The organism is Mucilaginibacter gracilis (assembly GCF_003633615.1).
Lineage (GTDB): Bacteria > Bacteroidota > Bacteroidia > Sphingobacteriales > Sphingobacteriaceae > Mucilaginibacter > Mucilaginibacter gracilis.
In genome coordinates, this window is the sequence record NZ_RBKU01000001.1 from 6051751 (window position 1) to 6068893 (window position 17143).

General features: G+C 42.5%; 19 protein-coding genes. 10 read left to right on the top strand and 9 right to left on the bottom strand.

The features are described 5' to 3' along the window. Positions 1-28: 28 nt before the first annotated feature. On the bottom strand, positions 29-1510 hold the full coding sequence (locus BDD43_RS26940; protein ID WP_121201324.1) for a glycine--tRNA ligase: 1482 nt from the start codon (positions 1508-1510) through the stop codon (positions 29-31). Between the two features lie 151 nt (positions 1511-1661). Here BDD43_RS26940 and BDD43_RS26945 point away from each other — a divergent pair, with 151 nt between their 5' ends. The 6 genes from BDD43_RS26945 (at position 1662) to BDD43_RS26970 (ending at position 7040) form a co-directional block, all read left to right on the top strand. Further along, complete coding sequence (locus tag BDD43_RS26945) at positions 1662-2381, top strand: ATP-binding cassette domain-containing protein (protein WP_121201325.1); 720 nt, start codon at positions 1662-1664, stop codon at positions 2379-2381. 45 nt (positions 2382-2426) lie between these two features. Further along, positions 2427-2948 (top strand): DUF3575 domain-containing protein, encoded by a 522-nt coding sequence (locus tag BDD43_RS26950; RefSeq protein ID WP_121201326.1) that lies wholly within the window; start codon positions 2427-2429, stop codon positions 2946-2948. 117 nt (positions 2949-3065) lie between these two features. Then, positions 3066-3788 carry a gliding motility-associated ABC transporter permease subunit GldF gene (gene gldF / locus BDD43_RS26955; protein ID WP_121201327.1) on the top strand — a complete coding sequence of 241 codons (723 nt, stop codon included), beginning with the start codon at positions 3066-3068 and terminating at the stop codon, positions 3786-3788. Then, positions 3782-5473 carry a gliding motility-associated ABC transporter substrate-binding protein GldG gene (gldG, locus tag BDD43_RS26960; protein ID WP_121201328.1) on the top strand — a complete coding sequence of 564 codons (1692 nt, stop codon included), beginning with the start codon at positions 3782-3784 and terminating at the stop codon, positions 5471-5473. The genes gldF and gldG overlap by 7 nt, the downstream gene beginning before the upstream one ends. Before the next feature lie 36 nt (positions 5474-5509). Continuing rightward, positions 5510-6634 (top strand): DNA polymerase III subunit beta, encoded by a 1125-nt coding sequence (gene dnaN, locus BDD43_RS26965; protein ID WP_121201329.1) that lies wholly within the window; start codon positions 5510-5512, stop codon positions 6632-6634. Positions 6635-6698: 64 nt separating this feature from the next. Further along, positions 6699-7040 (top strand): hypothetical protein, encoded by a 342-nt coding sequence (locus BDD43_RS26970; protein WP_121201330.1) that lies wholly within the window; start codon positions 6699-6701, stop codon positions 7038-7040. A gap of 34 nt (positions 7041-7074) precedes the next feature. Here the strand turns inward: BDD43_RS26970 and BDD43_RS26975 are convergent, their stop codons facing one another. Both BDD43_RS26975 and BDD43_RS29795 read right to left on the bottom strand, forming a co-directional pair. Next, positions 7075-7524 (bottom strand): thioredoxin family protein, encoded by a 450-nt coding sequence (locus tag BDD43_RS26975; RefSeq protein WP_121201331.1) that lies wholly within the window; start codon positions 7522-7524, stop codon positions 7075-7077. 96 nt (positions 7525-7620) lie between these two features. Further along, on the bottom strand, positions 7621-9339 hold the full coding sequence (locus BDD43_RS29795; RefSeq protein WP_147425755.1) for a DUF6600 domain-containing protein: 1719 nt from the start codon (positions 9337-9339) through the stop codon (positions 7621-7623). Positions 9340-9539: 200 nt separating this feature from the next. Here BDD43_RS29795 and BDD43_RS26990 point away from each other — a divergent pair, with 200 nt between their 5' ends. Both BDD43_RS26990 and BDD43_RS26995 read left to right on the top strand, forming a co-directional pair. Further along, the gene (locus tag BDD43_RS26990; RefSeq protein ID WP_121201334.1) at positions 9540-10502 is read left to right on the top strand and encodes an isopenicillin N synthase family dioxygenase; all 963 of its coding nucleotides are present in this window, start codon (positions 9540-9542) and stop codon (positions 10500-10502) included. A gap of 216 nt (positions 10503-10718) precedes the next feature. Then, a complete protein-coding gene (locus BDD43_RS26995; RefSeq protein ID WP_121201335.1) occupies positions 10719-11030 on the top strand; it encodes a phosphoribosylpyrophosphate synthetase in 312 nt (103 codons plus the stop codon). Here the strand turns inward: BDD43_RS26995 and BDD43_RS27000 are convergent. Together BDD43_RS27000 and BDD43_RS27005 are read right to left on the bottom strand one after the other, a co-directional pair. Then, entirely contained in the window at positions 11027-11989 is a 963-nt protein-coding gene (locus BDD43_RS27000) for an AAA family ATPase (protein WP_121201336.1), read from the bottom strand. The genes BDD43_RS26995 and BDD43_RS27000 overlap by 4 nt on opposite strands. Before the next feature lie 15 nt (positions 11990-12004). Further along, the gene (locus BDD43_RS27005; RefSeq protein WP_121202142.1) at positions 12005-13378 is read right to left on the bottom strand and encodes a peptidylprolyl isomerase; all 1374 of its coding nucleotides are present in this window, start codon (positions 13376-13378) and stop codon (positions 12005-12007) included. Positions 13379-13562: 184 nt separating this feature from the next. Here BDD43_RS27005 and BDD43_RS27010 point away from each other — a divergent pair, with 184 nt between their 5' ends. Together BDD43_RS27010 and BDD43_RS27015 are read left to right on the top strand one after the other, a co-directional pair. After that, positions 13563-14144: a hypothetical protein gene (locus BDD43_RS27010; protein WP_121201337.1), complete on the top strand. Its 582-nt coding sequence runs from the start codon at positions 13563-13565 to the stop codon at positions 14142-14144. A gap of 2 nt (positions 14145-14146) precedes the next feature. After that, positions 14147-14728: a non-canonical purine NTP diphosphatase gene (locus tag BDD43_RS27015; protein ID WP_121201338.1), complete on the top strand. Its 582-nt coding sequence runs from the start codon at positions 14147-14149 to the stop codon at positions 14726-14728. On the opposite strand, the gene BDD43_RS27020 is transcribed toward BDD43_RS27015, so the two are convergent. The 4 genes from BDD43_RS27020 to cydB are packed head-to-tail and all read right to left on the bottom strand — an operon-like array spanning position 14725 to position 16910. After that, positions 14725-15351, bottom strand: coding sequence for a M949_RS01915 family surface polysaccharide biosynthesis protein (locus BDD43_RS27020; protein WP_121201339.1), 627 nt, complete (start codon positions 15349-15351; stop codon positions 14725-14727). The two genes, BDD43_RS27015 and BDD43_RS27020, sit on opposite strands and share 4 nt — an antisense overlap. Before the next feature lie 30 nt (positions 15352-15381). After that, positions 15382-15642: a Txe/YoeB family addiction module toxin gene (locus BDD43_RS27025; protein WP_121201340.1), complete on the bottom strand. Its 261-nt coding sequence runs from the start codon at positions 15640-15642 to the stop codon at positions 15382-15384. Further along, positions 15633-15830, bottom strand: coding sequence for a DUF2683 family protein (locus BDD43_RS27030; protein ID WP_121201341.1), 198 nt, complete (start codon positions 15828-15830; stop codon positions 15633-15635). Before BDD43_RS27030 ends, BDD43_RS27025 begins: the two co-directional genes overlap by 10 nt. Before the next feature lie 45 nt (positions 15831-15875). After that, a complete protein-coding gene (gene cydB, locus BDD43_RS27035; protein WP_121201342.1) occupies positions 15876-16910 on the bottom strand; it encodes a cytochrome d ubiquinol oxidase subunit II in 1035 nt (344 codons plus the stop codon). Positions 16911-17143 lie beyond the last annotated feature (233 nt).

A 17143-nucleotide genomic window follows, 5' to 3' on the forward strand; every position in this document is an offset into this window, starting at 1 on the left:
TTTTGCTTATGAATAGGTTAGGTGAATATTATCCTAAAACGGTTTTCCAGCTAACTAAATCTCCTAATATTTTACTCAGGTCGTCGGCTAAAACGCGTTCCTGCGCCATGCTATCGCGGTGGCGAATGGTAACGGTATTATCTTCTAAACTTTGATGATCTACCGTGATACAAATTGGTGTACCTATGGCATCCTGGCGGCGGTAGCGCTTGCCAATGGCATCTTTTTCTTCGTATTGTACGTTATATTCCAGTTTCAGTTTATCCATTATTTCGCGGGCCTTTTCGGGCAAACCGTCTTTTTTGGTTAACGGGAATATAGCGGCCTTAACAGGAGCCAATACAGGCGGAAGGCGTAACACGGTGCGGCTGTCCTGGCGCTCTTCGGTGCTTAGGTCCTCTTCCTCGTAGGCGTTCATCATGGTTAGTAAAAACATCCTGTCCAAACCAATAGAAGTTTCTATTACATACGGGATATAATTACCATAAGGCTTGCCGGTTTCCGGGTCTACCTCAGGGTCAAAATATTGCATTTTCTTTCCCGAAAATTCCTGGTGCTGGCTCAAGTCAAAATTTCCACGGCTGTGTATACCTTCAACCTCTTTAAATCCAAACGGAAATTCGTATTCAATATCAACCGCGGCTGTAGCATAGTGGGCCAGCTTGGCATGGTCGTGATATTGGTATTTAGCCGGGTCGGTGCCCAAGGCCACGTGCCATTTTAAGCGGGCAATTTTCCAATACTCATACCATTCCTGTTGAGTGCCGGGGCGTATAAAAAACTGCATTTCCATTTGCTCAAACTCGCGCATACGGATAATAAACTGGCGGGCTATCACCTCGTTACGGAAAGCCTTACCAATTTGGGCTATCCCAAACGGAATTTTCATCCTGCCCGATTTTTGAACATTTAAAAAGTTAACAAATATACCCTGTGCAGTTTCGGGGCGCAGGTAAACCTCTTCGCTGCCTTCGGCCATAGCGCCAAACTGGGTGCTAAACATCAGGTTAAACTGGCGCACTTCGGTCCAGTTCATGGTGCCGCTTATGGGGCATTTAATATCGTGTTCAATAATAATTTCGCGCAGGCGTGGCAGGTCGTCGGCCTTTAAGGCTTCGTCCATATCATGCTGTAGCTTTTCGGCTAAATCTGTTTTATTTTCGCCATCGTATTTGGCAATTTTTTCTTCAATTAACTGGTCGGCACGGTAACGCTTTTTCGAATCCTTATTATCAATCATCGGGTCGTTAAAGCCGTCAACGTGGCCGCTGGCTTTCCATATTTTGGGATGCATAAATATTGCCGAATCAATGCCTACAATATTTTCGTGCATTTGCACCATTGCCTTCCACCAATAGGTTTTGATATTGTTTTTTAGCTCGGCACCGTTCTGACCGTAATCATAAACAGCACTCAAACCATCATATATTTCGCTCGATTGAAAAACAAAGCCATACTCCTTAGCATGCGAGATGACATTTTTAAATAGCTCGTCGGTATTTTTACTCATAACACGGCAAAGATAGTTTTTTTCGGAAAGGGAGAAAGTGAGAAAAAGCGGAAAGATTTACAAAGAACCTTATCACTCAGCAGGCGGCATATTAGCAAAAGATTTCTCACGACCATTCGGAATCACCTGTTTAAATGTTAATTTTGGGACTATGATAATGGTACAAAACCTTACCAAACTTTACGCAACCCAAAAAGCTATTGATAACATAAGCTTTAACGCCGGGCCCGGTGTATTAGGCTTTTTGGGCCCAAACGGTGCAGGTAAATCAACCACCATGAAGATATTAACCTGCTTTATCCCGCAAACATCGGGTAAGGCTTCGGTATGTGGGTTTGATGCGAGTACACAGGCTTTGCAGGTAAGGCAAAATATAGGCTACCTGCCCGAAACCAATCCGCAATATTTAGACATGTACGTAAAAGAATCCTTAGGTTTTATTGCGGGCATCCACAAGCTACATAACACCAACCAACGCATAGCCGAAGTAATTGAGCTAACCGGCTTAGGGCCCGAGCAGCATAAAAAAATAGGGCAGCTATCAAAGGGTTATCGCCAGCGCGTGGGTTTGGCGCAGGCTATCATTCACAATCCGCAGGTGCTGATACTCGACGAACCCACTTCGGGCCTCGACCCTAATCAACTGGTTGGCATTCGCCAGCTTATCCGCGAGTTAGGTAAAACCAAAACCATTATACTTTCTACCCATATTATGCAGGAGGTTGAAGCTGTTTGCGATAATGTAATCATCATTAACAAGGGCCAAATTGTAGCTAACAGCAGCCTTACTAATCTTCGCGAAAAGCACGGCAACAATTCACTCGAAAATATTTTTATTGAACTTACCAACCTTGTTCCGGCAAGCGCTTAATAATATTTTGTGATTTTAAGCGTATTTGTGCTACATATTTAAACCATGAAAAAATTTTTATTCGTCTGCATAGCCCTGTTTGTTTTCAAATCCGCTAACGCGCAATATCGCGGCCAAACCGACAACAAAAATATTTTTTTAAGCCTCGGGGCAGAGATAGGCATACCCTCTAACACGCCATACAATTTAACCTACGGTGCAGCCGCACAGGCAGAAATAAAATTAATGCCGCAGTTAGGCTTAACCTTTAGCGGCCAATACACGGCGTATAACTATAAAAGTTCGTTGTTGGCTAATTCGGATGCGGAGAAGCATCCGTCGTTTATACCTTTAAAGGCCGGTTTAAAGTATTATACTTCGCCAAATTTTTATTTCGGCGGCGAATTAGGTTCTACCGTTCAAAGCAATAACGGCACGGGCAATATGTTTGTATACGCTTTAGGTTTTGGGTTTGATGTACCCTTAGACAAACATAGCGACATTGAAATTGGATTTGCCTACCAAAACTACTCCGCAAGCCAGTACCAAACCACGGGGATGAGAGTAGCCTACCGCGTTGGCTGGTAATTTTGTCCGTTTAGTTATTGGGTATGCAGTATATTTTGTTATTTCGTCAAAAAAAAACGCAAAACAGTAAAATCAATACAATAACCAACAACGCTACAACTAATAACCAAACAACAAGTGCTAACTATCCTCAAAAAAGAGATCACCACTTATTTAAGCTCAATGGTAGCCTATGTTACCATAGGTGTTTTTTTGCTGGTATTGGGCCTGTTCCTTTGGGTGTTCCCCGAATCGAGCATTTTAGAATACGGATATGCAGGTTTAGATAGCTTATTTAGTACAGCACCTTACCTGTTTATGTTTTTAATACCGGCCATCACCATGCGTTCCCTCGCCGAAGAGCGTAAAGAAGGCACTTTAGAAATATTAGCAACCCGCCCCCTAACCGATTGGCAAATAGTTTGGGGCAAATACCTGGCCTGCCTGCTGCTGGTTTTGTTTGCATTATTACCAACCCTGGTTTATTATTATTCGGTTTATAACCTGGGTACGCCACAGGGCAATATTGATACGGGCGCGGTAATTGGCTCGTACATTGGTTTGTTTTTGTTGGGCGCAGCCTTTGTTGCCATTGGTTTATTTGCATCATCTGTAACGGGCAATCAAATTATTGCCTTTACCATTGCTGTTTTTTTATGCTTTATTGCCTTTAGCGGGTTAGATTCGCTGAGTACTTTGCTATCGCTGCAAAACTTAGGCTTGCAAAATTTCGGTATTAATCAGCATTACCAATCTATTAGTCGCGGTGTGTTAGATACGCGCGATCTGGTTTATTTCCTCAGTTTTATTGCACTCTTCCTCATCATCACCAAAACCATTACAGGAGGCCGAAAATGGTAAGCAGCAATAAAAAACGTGATTTAACACAGGTAGCCATTTGCCTTGTAGTGATATTGTTGATTAACTATGTTTCGGGCGCGTTTTTTACCCGTTTTGATTTTACTAAGGAGAAACGCTACACCCTAAGCACCATCAGCAAAAATATAATGGATAGCTTGCCCAAAGTGGTTAAGGTAACGGTTTATCTGCAAAGTGGCGATCTGCCATCGGGCTTTAAGCGGCTGCAAAGTGCCACGCGCGATATGCTTACAGATATGCAGGCTTACTCCAGCCGAAAACTGCAATTTGAGTTTATTGATCTCCTTGCCGGGATGAACGCCGAGCAGCAACAACAGGCTATTCACGACTTGCGGGTTAAAGGTATAGAGCCAACCAACCTCAGCGTTAAAAACGATAATGGCCTAACACAGAAAATTATTTTCCCATCGGCCATCGTATCTGCCGATGATAAACAAATACCGGTGCAGCTATTGCAAACCCGCAACGGCATATCGTACGACGATCAGCTCAACAACTCCATCCAAAACCTGGAATACGATTTTGCGTCGGCCATAAAAAAAGCAGTTGCCGATGGCAAGCCCGAAATTGGTTTTACCGAAGGCCACCACGAATTAACCGACCTGCAACTGAACGATGCGCTCAGATCATTAGCCGATGGTTTTACTGTTGGCAGGGTTAACCTCAAAACCATATCATTTGCCAGTTTGCTAAAAATAAAGCTGCTGGTTATCCCAAAACCCGATAAAGCTTTTACCGAAGACGAAAAATATAAAATAGACCAATACTTAATGCGCGGCGGCAAAATACTTTGGTGTATTGACCAGGTTAGTGCCGAGCTGGATAGCCTGCGCCACCACGAGGGCAGCCAACTGGCCTTTAACAAAACGCTAAACCTCGACGATCAATTGTTCCGTTACGGCATCCGCATCAATTACGATATGGTGTTGGATATGAACTGCGCCCAAATACCCGTTAATACCGGCAGCATAGCCGGGCAGGGCCAAATGCAACTTGTACCCTGGTTGTTTTACCCCATATTTGTACCTACATCCAAACATCCGCTGGTTAAAAACCTGGATGGTATCCGCAGCGAATTTGCCAGTACCCTTGATACTCTCGCCTTTAAGGGCGCTAAAAAAACGGTGTTGCTGTCCTCGTCTCCATTCAATAAAAAACTAACGTCGCCGCATGTGGTATCGCTACAAATGATAGAAGAAGTGCCCAAACCGCAGGATTTTCAAAGCCCACCCAAACCTGTTGCTGTTTTATTAGAGGGAACATTTATTTCCAATTTCCGTTTCAGGCCCGTGCCCGATAGCATTCACGAGCAAATACCTCAGCTACAGCAAAGCAAACCCACTAAAATGATTGTGATTAGCGATGGCGACATATTTAAAAACCAAATAGCCAGCGATGGGTTGCCCTTTCAGTTGGGGTTTGATCGGTATACCCAACAATCATACGGTAACAAAAACCTGCTACTCAACATTGTTGATTACATGACCGATGAATCGGGATTGATTGAACTCCGTACCAAAGAAATACAACTCCGCCTGCTCGACAAGCCCCGCGTGCGCGGCGAAAAATTGAAATGGCAGCTTATAAATAACATTTTACCCATTGCATTGGTATTAATATTTGCTATTTTTCAACATTATAACCGCAAGCGAAAGTATGCGCACTAATTTTTCTATTTTTGATAGATAATACTGAACAGAATTATGAGATTTATTGTTTCGACATCAACATTGCTTAAACAATTACAGGCCGTTAGCGGTGCTTTAAGCAGCAGTACTGTATTACCCATATTAGAGAACTTTTTATTTGAAATAAAGGAAGGTAATCTAACCATTTCGGCTACCGATTTACAAACCAGCATGACTACCTCTTTAACCGTTGAGGCTAAAGAGAATGGCCGTGTAGCCATCCCATCGCGCATTTTGCTTGATACTTTAAAATCACTGCCCGAGCAGCCAATTGCATTTTCGGTTGATGATAAAACCTTTGCAATAGAAATTAATGCCGGCGATGGCAAATACAAACTAAGCGGCGAAAACGGCGACGATTTCCCTAAAATACCTGTGGTTGAAAACGCCTCATCGGTAAACCTGGCGGCTTCTGTGTTAGCCGAAGCCATTAACAAAACCATATTTGCTGTGAGTAACGATGAGTTGCGCCCCGCCATGACAGGTGTTTTTTGCCAGTTAACTACCGACTCGTTAACCTTTGTTGCTACCGATGCACATAAACTGGTTAGGTACCGCCGCAAAGATGCCAAGGCTGCAAGCACAGCATCGTTCATTTTACCCAAAAAAGCTTTAAACCTGCTTAAATCCTCACTCCCGTCGGAAGATGTGAATGTGGCTGTTGAATACAATTCAACCAGTGCATTTTTTAAGTTTGGTAACATTAACCTGGTTTGCCGTTTAATTGACGAGCGTTACCCGGATTACGAAGCCGTTATTCCGCAGGTTAACCCTAACAAATTATTGATAGACAGACAAGCATTTTTAGGTTCGTTGAGCCGTGTTGCTATTTATGCCAATAAAACCACCCACCAGGTACGTTTAAAAATTAGCGGCAGCGAGTTACACATCTCGTCGGAAGATATTGATTTTGCTAACGAGGCCCACGAACGCCTAAGCTGCCAATACGAAGGCGACGATATGGAAATAGGCTTTAACGCCCGCTTTTTAATAGAGATGCTAAAAAACCTTAGCGGCGAAGAAGTATCTTTAGAAATGTCGACCCCAAACCGTGCAGGCTTATTACTACCACAAGGCGGCGATAAAAACGAAGATGTATTGATGCTGGTTATGCCGGTAATGCTGAATAGCTACGCGTAAAGACTTAAGTTAAATAATAAACAAAAATAGCGATGCGGTATGAAACCGATCGCTATTTTTGTTTATGGCTATTATTAAAAGCGTTTTATCGGAAAAATTTAAAATCCCACATTTGGTTTATCTAAGTGGCTTCCGATTGAAAAATCGAGATTTAGAAATCGACCTGGTGGTTTCCCCTAACAAAGATGGCTCCGTTCAAACCAACTGTGAAAGCACATTGCTATTCACTTCTATTTGTAATTTAAGTTTTAAGTTTGCGGGCGATGAATTAACGCAAATTTCCGGATTCGATATTTTAGACTTATCTAACGATGGTTTGGAAAATATAAATTACAAAATACTTGACTACAAGGACGGCAAAATTAATTTCTATTGCAAGGATGTAAAAAGTATTCCCAACATATAATTTACTACCTTATACATTTCCTCAATAATGATAATTACAACTTTTTAGCCAACGCCTGCTGCGCAAACTTTAAAAGCTCATCGGGTTGTATAAACCCAACTGTACCCAAAACAGGTTTGCCTTTAGGGCTAAAAATAATTAATGTAGGGTAAGCTTCCATTTGCCATTCGCGGGCAAGTTGCGGGCCCATACCCTTTTCCATATCTATAGAAACATTAATAAAATTTTTGTTGTAAAAGGCAGCCACACGGCTATCGGTAAACGTTTTAGCTTTTAGCATCTTACATGGGCCGCACCAGGTGGCGTAAGCATCAACAAAAATATATTTGTTTTGGGCAGCGCCTTGTTTTAAGGCTTCTTTCCAGGCATCTTCAATAAATATAATCTGGGTAACCGGCTTAGCACCTTTATTCTGAGCAAACACTACAGCCGAAACCATGGTTAAAGCCAGCAACACCGGCAAAAATTTCAATTTATATTTCATTAGTTTATATAGCATGTTAACGAAGATAATAACAAAATGATATAACTATTATTCAATTAAAAAAGCTTCCCGGTTAACAGGAAGCTTTTTAATTGTTTATTGCACCGGTGGTGCTTCTTTCTTTTGCTCAACAGGTTTTGGCTGAGGCTGTTGCGGCCTTTGTTGTTGAGTACGCTGCTGCTGCGGCCGTTGTTGGGGCTGTTGTTGTGGCTGCTGTTGCGGCCTTTGCTGTTGTTGCTGGGGCTGCGCTTGCGGTTGTTGTTGCGGCCTTTGTTGCTGTTGTTGGGGCTGCGCTTGCGGCTGTTGTTGCGGCTGGGCCTGTTGTTGTTGCTGCCTTTGTTGCATTTGCTGCTGGCGCTGCTGCATCATTTGCTGGTTGCGCTGTATAGCCTGCTGGCGAGCCTCATCTTGCTGTTGCTGGCGTTGCTGCTGCGCCTGCTGATCTTGTTGTGGCTGTGCTTGCTGCTGTGGCTGCGCTTGCTGTTGCTGTTGCTGAGGCTGTGCCGTAGGTTGTGTTTGATTAGGCGCAGCCTGATTTTGTGTTGGCCTGTTACGATTGCGGTTAAACCGGCCATTATCTGGATTAACAGGTGCCGCATTTGGAACGCTTTGCGGGCTTGGGTTAACTGCTGGCGTTTGGTTATTAGGTACAGTAGTTGGCGCAGCCTGGTTACCCTGATTAGGCTGATTATCGCGGTTACGGTTACCCCTGTTAAAGCTATTATTACCGTTACCACCATTGTTGTTGGTATTTGGCGTAACAGCATTATTGGTTGCTGGGGGTGTTGCATTTGTATTAGGCTGGTTACCCCTGTTACGGTTAAAACCACCACTACCATTAGGCGCATTATTACCACCATTTGTTGGGGCATTAGGTGCAGGCCTGTTAACACGCACTACGTTACTATTTTGCGCCTCGGGGTTGCGCGCTGTTTGTGCAAGCCTCGATGCATTATCGTGGTGAATAGTTGCACCGTTGCCGCGGTTTGCAATGCCCTCGTTAGGGTGCTGGTTGCGGTAGCCGTTGGCATCAACCACTGTGGCTGGCCTTGGCCTATCAAAATTATTGTTACCGCGTACTATAGTTGGGCGGTAAACATTAATAACATTGTTTTGCACTATAGTAGTACCAGGCCTGCTGGCATTATTTACCCGGTAAACCTGCACGCGGTTGTGGCTATAGCGTTCAATATCGTCTTGGCGGGGGCCGGCAATAAAGCGCCTGTTATTGTTAACATACACGTTATTAATAATGGTTGTGCGGCTTATAATAAATGTATTGCGTGTACGCGGAACATAGTAATTATAAATAAACGGACTATTAATGTAGGCACGCGGAGCGCAAACCCAATAATCATCGGGGATGCTGTAATCGTTGCCAAACGATAAATCAACGCTTATGCGGGGGCCAAGCGGTGCCCAGGCATAATACCTGCCGCCGGTGCGCCAGCTAACCCATGCTGGTCCCCATTCATTTCCGGGTATCCATTCCCATCCATAGTAATCGTCAAAGCGCCACCTTCCGTAATGAAACGGAGCCCAGCCCCACTCATAGTCGGATACCCAGGTATTACCATATTCCGTCATTACCCAGTGTCCTTGTGTTGCATAGGGTTGAAAACCCTCTTCGGCATCTGGTACCCAAACGTCTCCATAATCAGGGTCGTCTACCCAGGTGCCATATGGCGATAATTCATCGTAAAATGTTTGGAACGATACACTTACACCGGGCTGCGCCAGTGTTTTTTGTGGTTTAGCCATCAATAGTAAAAATGCTGCTAAACCTATCGTTATTAATTTATTTATAGTTCTCATGATTTCTGTTTAATTTAGAATCTGATGTTTTGACATTAAAAACAAGGTAACGTTTATTTTTGTAATAAGTTTATATCGCAAATTTTAATAATACATTTTTGCAGATTTTGCAGAAAACAACCTATTAAAAAATTTATTTGAATAAATAGTGCATCTTAACCAATGATTTAAATATTTTTACATTTTAGAAAAGTTTTTTTATGAGCAAAGTAAATATTCCGCGCCTGGACCTTGATACTTATGTAAATGGTACAGCCCAACAACGCAAACAATTTTCGGACGATATTGGTAAGGCCTTCAACGAAACAGGCTTTGTTACCATTACAAACCACGGCCTAAGCAAACAATTAATTAACGACCTATATGCCCAGGTTAAAGAACTTTTTAGCTTACCCGAGCCGGTAAAGCTTAATTACGAAAAAGTTGAGCTTGCCGGTCAGCGTGGTTATACCAGCAAAGGTAAAGAAACTGCCAAAGGTTTTAAAGTGCCAGATTTAAAAGAATTTTGGCAAATTGGCCAAACCGTTACCGACGATGATCCCGTTAAGGATGAATATCCCGAAAACCTACAGGTTACCGAGTTACCTACCTTTAATGCAACCACGCTCGAAGTTTATAAAAAACTGGAGGCAGCCGGTAGCCAGGTATTAAAAGCAATATCGGTGTATCTGGAGTTACCCGAAGATTATTTTGACGAAAAGATACACAACGGCAACTCCATATTAAGGTGCCTGCACTACTTCCCAATACTTGATCCTGATGCTTTACCGCCCGATGCTGTACGCGCAGGTGCACATGAGGATATTAACCTGATTACTTTGCTAATTGGTGCAAGTGCCGATGGCCTTGAAGTATTAACACGCGATGGCGATTGGTTTGCCATTAAGGCCGAAGGCGAAGATGTGGTTGTTAACGTTGGCGATATGCTGCAACGCTTAACCAACGGCAAGCTAAAATCAACCACGCACCGCGTTGTTAACCCTCCGCGCGAGTTGATGGGTAACTCACGTTATTCTGTTCCGTTCTTTTTGCACCCACGATCAGAAATGGACTTAACATCGCTGCCGTCGACCATTGATGCCGAGCACCCTAAGTTATTTAGCGACATTACTGCTGGCGAGTACCTGGATGAACGCTTGCGGGAAATAGGATTGAAGAAATAGTTTAGTAAATATGCAAATGAGTAAATGTGCAGGTGTGCAAATGATTAGGTAAAGATTTGTCAACTTTTAAAAAGTTGACAAATCTAAAGTAATTCATAAAAAATCATTTACTCATCTGCACATTCGCACACCTGCACATTAACAACTCATTCGCACATTGTTAAAACAATTGCAGGGCTTGTTGCTTTATCCTCATATCAACCAAACACAATTGTTATGAATGCAGATCAATACAACTATGCAACAGTTACCCAAGCCCTTGACGATTTAAAGGCCCGCGGGTACGTTGATGAATTTGACTTTAAAGATCAATACCTGTTTTGCAACGAAAAAGGTATACAGTTTAACCCGCAGGAGTTAAAAATAACCGAAGTTTATCGTTTTGAAGGCGCCAGCGACCCCGAAGATAGCTCGGTAGTGTATGCTATTGAAAGCGCGTCCGGTTTAAAAGGCGTATTGATTGATGCCTATGGCGCTTATGCGGATGAACGCAAGACGGCATTTATCAATAGCCTGTCAATGGATTAAAAAAGCTTCTCGATTAACTGATCGGCGCTGATGCCTTCGGCTTCTGCCTGGTAACTGCGTACTATGCGATGGCGCAAAATAGCTTTTGCAACAGCCTGCACATCTTCAATATCCGGCGAGTATTTGCCGGTTATTACTGCGTGGCACTTAGCACCCAGCACCAAAAATTGCGATGCCCTGGGCCCTGCTCCCCAGCTTAACAAGCGGTTAACATCTGCCGTAGCTAAAGCAGTGTTGGGCCTGGTTTTGGCTGCCAGCTTAACAGCGTATTCCAACACATGGTCGGTTATGGGGATATTGCGCACCAATTGCTGAAAGAAAACAATTTGTTTGGCCGTCAGTATTTTATGAACTTCGGGTTTTAAAGTTCCGGTAGTGTTTTTTATTACCTGTATCTCTTCCTGTAAAGTTGGATAGTTTAAGGCTACGTTAAACATAAACCTATCTAACTGAGCCTCGGGTAACGGGTAAGTGCCTTCCTGCTCAATTGGGTTTTGGGTTGCGAGCACAAAAAACGGTTGCTCTAAATGATGCGTTACACCTGCCGCCGTTACCGATTTTTCTTGCATGGCCTCCAATAAAGCAGCCTGCGTTTTTGGTGGGGTACGGTTTATTTCGTCGGCAAGTATAATGTTTGCAAATACCGGCCCGCCTATAAATTTAAAATTGCGGTCCTCACCCAATATCTCCGAACCAATAATGTCCGAAGGCATTAAATCCGGCGTAAATTGTATTCGGTTAAAATTTAAATCAAGCACCTTGGCTACGGTTTGCACCAGCAAGGTTTTTGCAAGCCCCGGAACGCCAACCAATAAACAATGGCCATTACTGAAGATAGAGATCAGTACTGATTTTACAACATCATCCTGACCAATAATTACCTTGCCTATTTCGGCGCGTATTTGCTCGTATGCAGCTTTTAACGCGTCGGCAGCTTCAACATCCGAGTTATATTGCATATTTAAATTTTCAGATTACTTTACCTGAGCAGTTGGATTACCGGCTGCCCACATTTTAAGCTGTGGATAGGCTTGGTATTCGGGATCAATTTTTATGTAAGTGCTTTTACGTTTCTTTTCAAACCATTCGCTTACCGAGCGGTTAAGTTTATCCTCGTAAGCAAGTTCTTTAATTTTAGGCAAATCCTGGGCTAAATTAGCTTTGTGAGCGTCGGTTTTAGATTTTAGGTATAAAATTTTATACGTTTTCTTTCCGTCGGCAGCAGTAAACAAACCAGGTTTTGATAGTTCGCCAACTTTCATGGTATCTACAACTAAGGCAACCTGAGGGTCAAGCTTGTCTGTAGGTATGTACGTAGTACGTGCCTGTACGTTATCCATATTTAGCATCATACCGCCGTTAAATTTAGTATCCTTACTGTCCGAATAAATAGCAGCCGCACTCGAAAAATCAATTTTTTTATTGCCTAACAGCAAAGTGTAAACGCTATCTATCCTTGCTTTGGCACGGTTAAGGCTGGCCTGGGTTTGATCCGGACGGATCAATATATGGCGCACATGTACCTGCTCGCCGCGGCGCTCAATAACCTGTAAAAAGTGAAAACCAAAGTCGGTTTCAAATATTGGCGAAATTTCTCCGGCCTTTAATTTAAAGGCCATTGCGGCAAACTCCTTAACAAATGTAGATCGGTCTGCAAAACCTAAATCACCACCATCCGGTGCCGAACCCTGATCTTGCGAATACAAACGGGCCATGTTACCAAAATCTTCGCCGCCTTTTATACGGGCACGTATAGCTTCAAGCTTATCTTTAAAAATCTTTTTTTCGGCAACGGTTAACGCCGGCGAAATTGATATTTCGCCAATTTCAACTTCTTTGTTATAGGTTGGCAGGCTATCTTTAGGTATGCCGTCAAAGTATTTTTTTATATCGTATGGCGTAACGTTAACCTTTTCGGTTATTTTTTGGCGCATTTTTTCGGCAACTTTCATCTCCTTGATGTCGGGGCGAATCTCATCTTTATATTGAATGATAGATTTGCCTATAAATTGTTCCAAACGCTCTTCGCCTCCGGCCCGCATGGTCATGCTGCGCATACGGCGGTCAACTTCGGCATCAACTTCGTCGTCTTTAACGGTAACGCTATCAATAACGGCCTGCTGCGCCAATAATTTTTGGGTAAGCAATTGTTGCAAAATGTAGCCCTTAATGGTTGGAGTGGGCGGGTTTCCGGCTACAAGGTATTGTGCGTATTGCGATTCCACGTCGCTTTGCAATATAATACCGCTGCCTACAACACCTGCAATTTTATCTAATGTTCTTTTTTGAGCGTTAACAAACGTTAATGTAGTCAATAAAATAAATAGGGTTAACCCAAACTTTCTCATGTATCTCTCTTTGCTTATAAAATTATATATCACCTGTTTATAAAACATGCAACGCCCCGAATTTCGGAAAATAATTTGAGTTTGAATGTAAAATAATTACACCCCACCCCATTATCATTGTTTTGTTGCGAATATGCTGATTAACGTATTAACAATTTAGTTATTTTTGGTTAAAATTTGTTAAATGCTAATTGATAATACAGCGGCCCTGCAATACCTTTTTAACGACGATATATTTTTGCTTGAGCAGGATATGGATAAACTGGAAACAACCCAGCATAAAACCGTTGCTGCTATTGCCGAAGCTGTTGTTAACCAACCTGCCACCGTAGTTGACGTGCCGGTTGTGGTTGCGCAACCAACCGTTGTTGCCCAGGCACCCGCCCCGCACTTTAACCATTTAGGCGCCAACGCCAAACAGTTTTTAATTATTTGCAGCTACCCCACTACCGAGCAGATGGACGAAAAGCACCTAACCGCCTTAGCCAGTGCTTTGCAGCGAAAGGAATTAGCTGTTGCTGATGTTGCTATCCTTAATATAGCAAAGTACCCCGCAGCCGATGTTACTGCCCTAACCCAATATTTTAAACCCACCCGACTGCTAATTTTAGGCACCGCCGCCTTGTTAACCGGTTGGGATAAATTTGCGCTTAACCAATTGCAAAACAGCGATGGAATTAAAGCACTATACACCTACAGTTTTGCCGAAATGATGGGCGACCGTGATAAAACCAAAGCCTTTTGGGAACAAATGAAGGTATTATAACCATGCATAAACTTGTATTTGCTACCAACAACGCGCATAAAATTGAAGAAGTTAGCGCCAAAATAGGCCATCAGTTTAAACTATTAAGCCTGGATGATATTGATTGCCATGCCGATATTGCCGAAACCGGAACAACCTTTGTACAAAATGCTGCTATTAAAAGCCGTTTTATTTGCAACCAATACAAGCTCAATTGCTTTGGCGACGACAGTGGTTTGGAGGTTGATGCCCTGAATAACGAACCGGGTGTTTACTCCGCCCGTTACGCCGGCAAGCATGGCGACCATGAGGCCAATATTGACAAAGTATTGCAGAACCTTGGCAGTAACCCAAACCGCAAAGCACGTTTCCGAACCGTAATATCATTGATTTGGGACGGAGAAGAACATGTTTTTGATGGAACGGTTGAAGGAACCATTCGCCATGAACGTTCCGGCTCAAAGGGGTTCGGTTACGACCCGATATTCCAACCGAATGGTTTTGATATTACCTTTGCCGAAATGACGATGGAACAAAAAAACACCATAAGCCACAGGGCAAGAGCGGTTGAATTGATGACGGAGTTTTTGAACGGATTAAGCTAAAATTTCTCCATCAAATTTTTCTTCCAAAGTGCTTCCGCATATTTTTTAAATGTATCAGGGCCGGTTTTAAAGGCATTATCTAAAGTATAACTACCACCATAATAGGATGGCGGGTTGGTTCCCATGCTTACCTTTGCCTCGCCTCTTACTGCGTACTTTTTAGCACCTTCATACATAATTATTTTCATATTAGGAGCGCTAACATCCCCACGACATGCTGTGCGGTACATTACCCAAATTTCGGCCTTACCATCATTATTTAAATCGGTAACTGCAAAAGTATTTTTTACAAATTTTGCCGTAATGTCAACCGGACAATCTTTAACAAAATCATGTATTTGCCATACAAATGTATACTGCGACCCGTTTATCTTGTAATTAAAAGCATATAAATCAGCACCTCTGTAGTCATCATCGCCTTTGGGGTTAAGTATGCCTGTTTCGGTGGTGAAAACCAAATGTTCACCATCGCTATCCGAATATTTAAACACTTCCATAACATGGCCGGGGTAATGGATAGCAGCCGGAATATCGGCTTTGCTAAGTTTAGTAACTTTGAGTTGTGCCAATGAGATTTGGCTGATTAAAACAAGAAAGGAAACGCTTAAAAATTTTGCAGACATAATTATCTAAAATTATTTTACATACTTCAGTTATTCGTAATGCCCCCTGACCGAATAAATATATATTGTATTGTTAATAACCTGATAAATAATCCTATCAGCTTTTGTGATACGGCGCGACCATTTGCCTGCGAGATCATACTTTAAAGCTTCGGGCTTTCCAATACCTTTAAATGGTGTTTCTAATATGCTTTCTAAAAGTATTCTTATTTTTTTCAGGACAACCTTATCCCCTACCTTTTTCCAATACATTAAATCATGTTCGGCTTTAACAGTAAATTCTATTTCCATATATCGTCAAGCGATATTTTCTTTGTGTGGCCCGCTTTTATATCTTCGTCACCTTGTAATATCTTGGATACAAATTCAGGATTATAAGGCGATTTATTTTCTTCAAAATCAATTTCCAAAACTTTTAATACGGCTTTTAAAGCTTTCAATTTCTCATCATTGTCTGGCCGAACTATTAATGTTTCCATATACAAATTTAGGTAAAATTATTATCTTAACTGTGGTTCACCATTTCAATAACTCATCTCATCCAGCTTTACCTTGCCTTTAAAAGTAATAAACACAAAGGTGGTATAAGCTACAACCAACGGTACACCAATAGCAGCTACAACCAGCATAATGCCCAGCGTTTTTTGCGAAGAGCATGCATTATAAACGGTAAGGTTATTGGCCGGTGTTTGGGTTGACACCAGCATGTTAGGGTAAAGTTCCATCGCAACCAAAATCATGAGCAGGCTGATAGTTACTGCCGACGATATAAAAGCATACAAATATTTGCGTTTGGTTATTTGCCTTGTAATATTGGCAATTGCAAGCACCATCATTACCGGTACCACAAAAAGCTCTGGAAAACGGCGTATTACCGCCGCCATATTGGGCAGGTATAGCAGGGTGTAAAACGATGTAAGCAATATCATAATCACAAAAAAGATGGTGGTATCTTTTACAATAAGGGTAAGCTTGGTGTAAAGGCGGTTCTCGGTTTTCATTACCAGGTATATGGCGCCATGCATCATCAGCAGGGCAACTGTGGTTACACCGGTTAATAGGGCATAGGGGTTTAAAAATTCCATAAAGCTTCCGCGGAAAACATGATCGGGACCCATATTAATACCTTCGGTTACGTTACCTAAAATTACGCCCAATAAAAAGGCAATAAGCGTGCTGGATGCGCAATAACTAATATCCCACATTCGCCTCCACCACAGCATGGGCTCCTTGCTTCTAAACTCTATAGATATGGCCCGGAATATCACACCCAGTAAAAACAAAATAAAAGGCACATAAAAAGCCGATAAAAGGGAGGCATACACTTCGGGAAACCCTGCAAACAGCGCACCGCCTCCTATTACTATCCAAACTTCGTTACCGTCCCAAACGGGACCGATAGCGTTTAAGGCTATGCGCCTGCTTTCTTCTTTAACAAAAAACAAATGCACCATTCCGGCGCCCAGGTCAAACCCATCCAAAATAATATAACCTGTAAATACCGCTCCCACCAACAAAAACCAGCAGGTTGGATAATCAATACCTAAAAATGTTGCCATCTTTTATTTTTTAATTAAGCACTAAAAACACATCTACCTAAATATAAAAATATGTCATTGCGAGCGATAGCGCGGCAATCGCACGGAGGCATATTCGTCGTTCATGGCGGCTCGGCTTATGTGCGATTGCCGCGCTATCGCTCGCAATGACACAGCTTTTTGCATCTTACTGCATTTTTTACGTTTTACACTTATAGCAATAATAGTTTTTTTACATCTTCCATCTTACCTGA

Coding starts and splice junctions, on each gene's coding strand:
- BDD43_RS26940 (WP_121201324.1), bottom strand. CDS start 1,510: ATGAGTAAAAATACCGACGAGCTATTTAAAAATGTCATCTCGCATGCT.
- BDD43_RS26945 (WP_121201325.1), top strand. CDS start 1,662: ATGATAATGGTACAAAACCTTACCAAACTTTACGCAACCCAAAAAGCT.
- BDD43_RS26950 (WP_121201326.1), top strand. CDS start 2,427: ATGAAAAAATTTTTATTCGTCTGCATAGCCCTGTTTGTTTTCAAATCC.
- gldG (WP_121201328.1), top strand. CDS start 3,782: ATGGTAAGCAGCAATAAAAAACGTGATTTAACACAGGTAGCCATTTGC.
- dnaN (WP_121201329.1), top strand. CDS start 5,510: ATGAGATTTATTGTTTCGACATCAACATTGCTTAAACAATTACAGGCC.
- BDD43_RS26970 (WP_121201330.1), top strand. CDS start 6,699: ATGGCTATTATTAAAAGCGTTTTATCGGAAAAATTTAAAATCCCACAT.
- BDD43_RS26975 (WP_121201331.1), bottom strand. CDS start 7,524: ATGAAATATAAATTGAAATTTTTGCCGGTGTTGCTGGCTTTAACCATG.
- BDD43_RS29795 (WP_147425755.1), bottom strand. CDS start 9,339: ATGAGAACTATAAATAAATTAATAACGATAGGTTTAGCAGCATTTTTA.
- BDD43_RS26990 (WP_121201334.1), top strand. CDS start 9,540: ATGAGCAAAGTAAATATTCCGCGCCTGGACCTTGATACTTATGTAAAT.
- BDD43_RS26995 (WP_121201335.1), top strand. CDS start 10,719: ATGAATGCAGATCAATACAACTATGCAACAGTTACCCAAGCCCTTGAC.
- BDD43_RS27000 (WP_121201336.1), bottom strand. CDS start 11,989: ATGCAATATAACTCGGATGTTGAAGCTGCCGACGCGTTAAAAGCTGCA.
- BDD43_RS27005 (WP_121202142.1), bottom strand. CDS start 13,378: ATGAGAAAGTTTGGGTTAACCCTATTTATTTTATTGACTACATTAACG.
- BDD43_RS27010 (WP_121201337.1), top strand. CDS start 13,563: ATGCTAATTGATAATACAGCGGCCCTGCAATACCTTTTTAACGACGAT.
- BDD43_RS27015 (WP_121201338.1), top strand. CDS start 14,147: ATGCATAAACTTGTATTTGCTACCAACAACGCGCATAAAATTGAAGAA.
- BDD43_RS27020 (WP_121201339.1), bottom strand. CDS start 15,351: ATGTCTGCAAAATTTTTAAGCGTTTCCTTTCTTGTTTTAATCAGCCAA.
- BDD43_RS27025 (WP_121201340.1), bottom strand. CDS start 15,642: ATGGAAATAGAATTTACTGTTAAAGCCGAACATGATTTAATGTATTGG.
- BDD43_RS27030 (WP_121201341.1), bottom strand. CDS start 15,830: ATGGAAACATTAATAGTTCGGCCAGACAATGATGAGAAATTGAAAGCT.
- cydB (WP_121201342.1), bottom strand. CDS start 16,910: ATGGCAACATTTTTAGGTATTGATTATCCAACCTGCTGGTTTTTGTTG.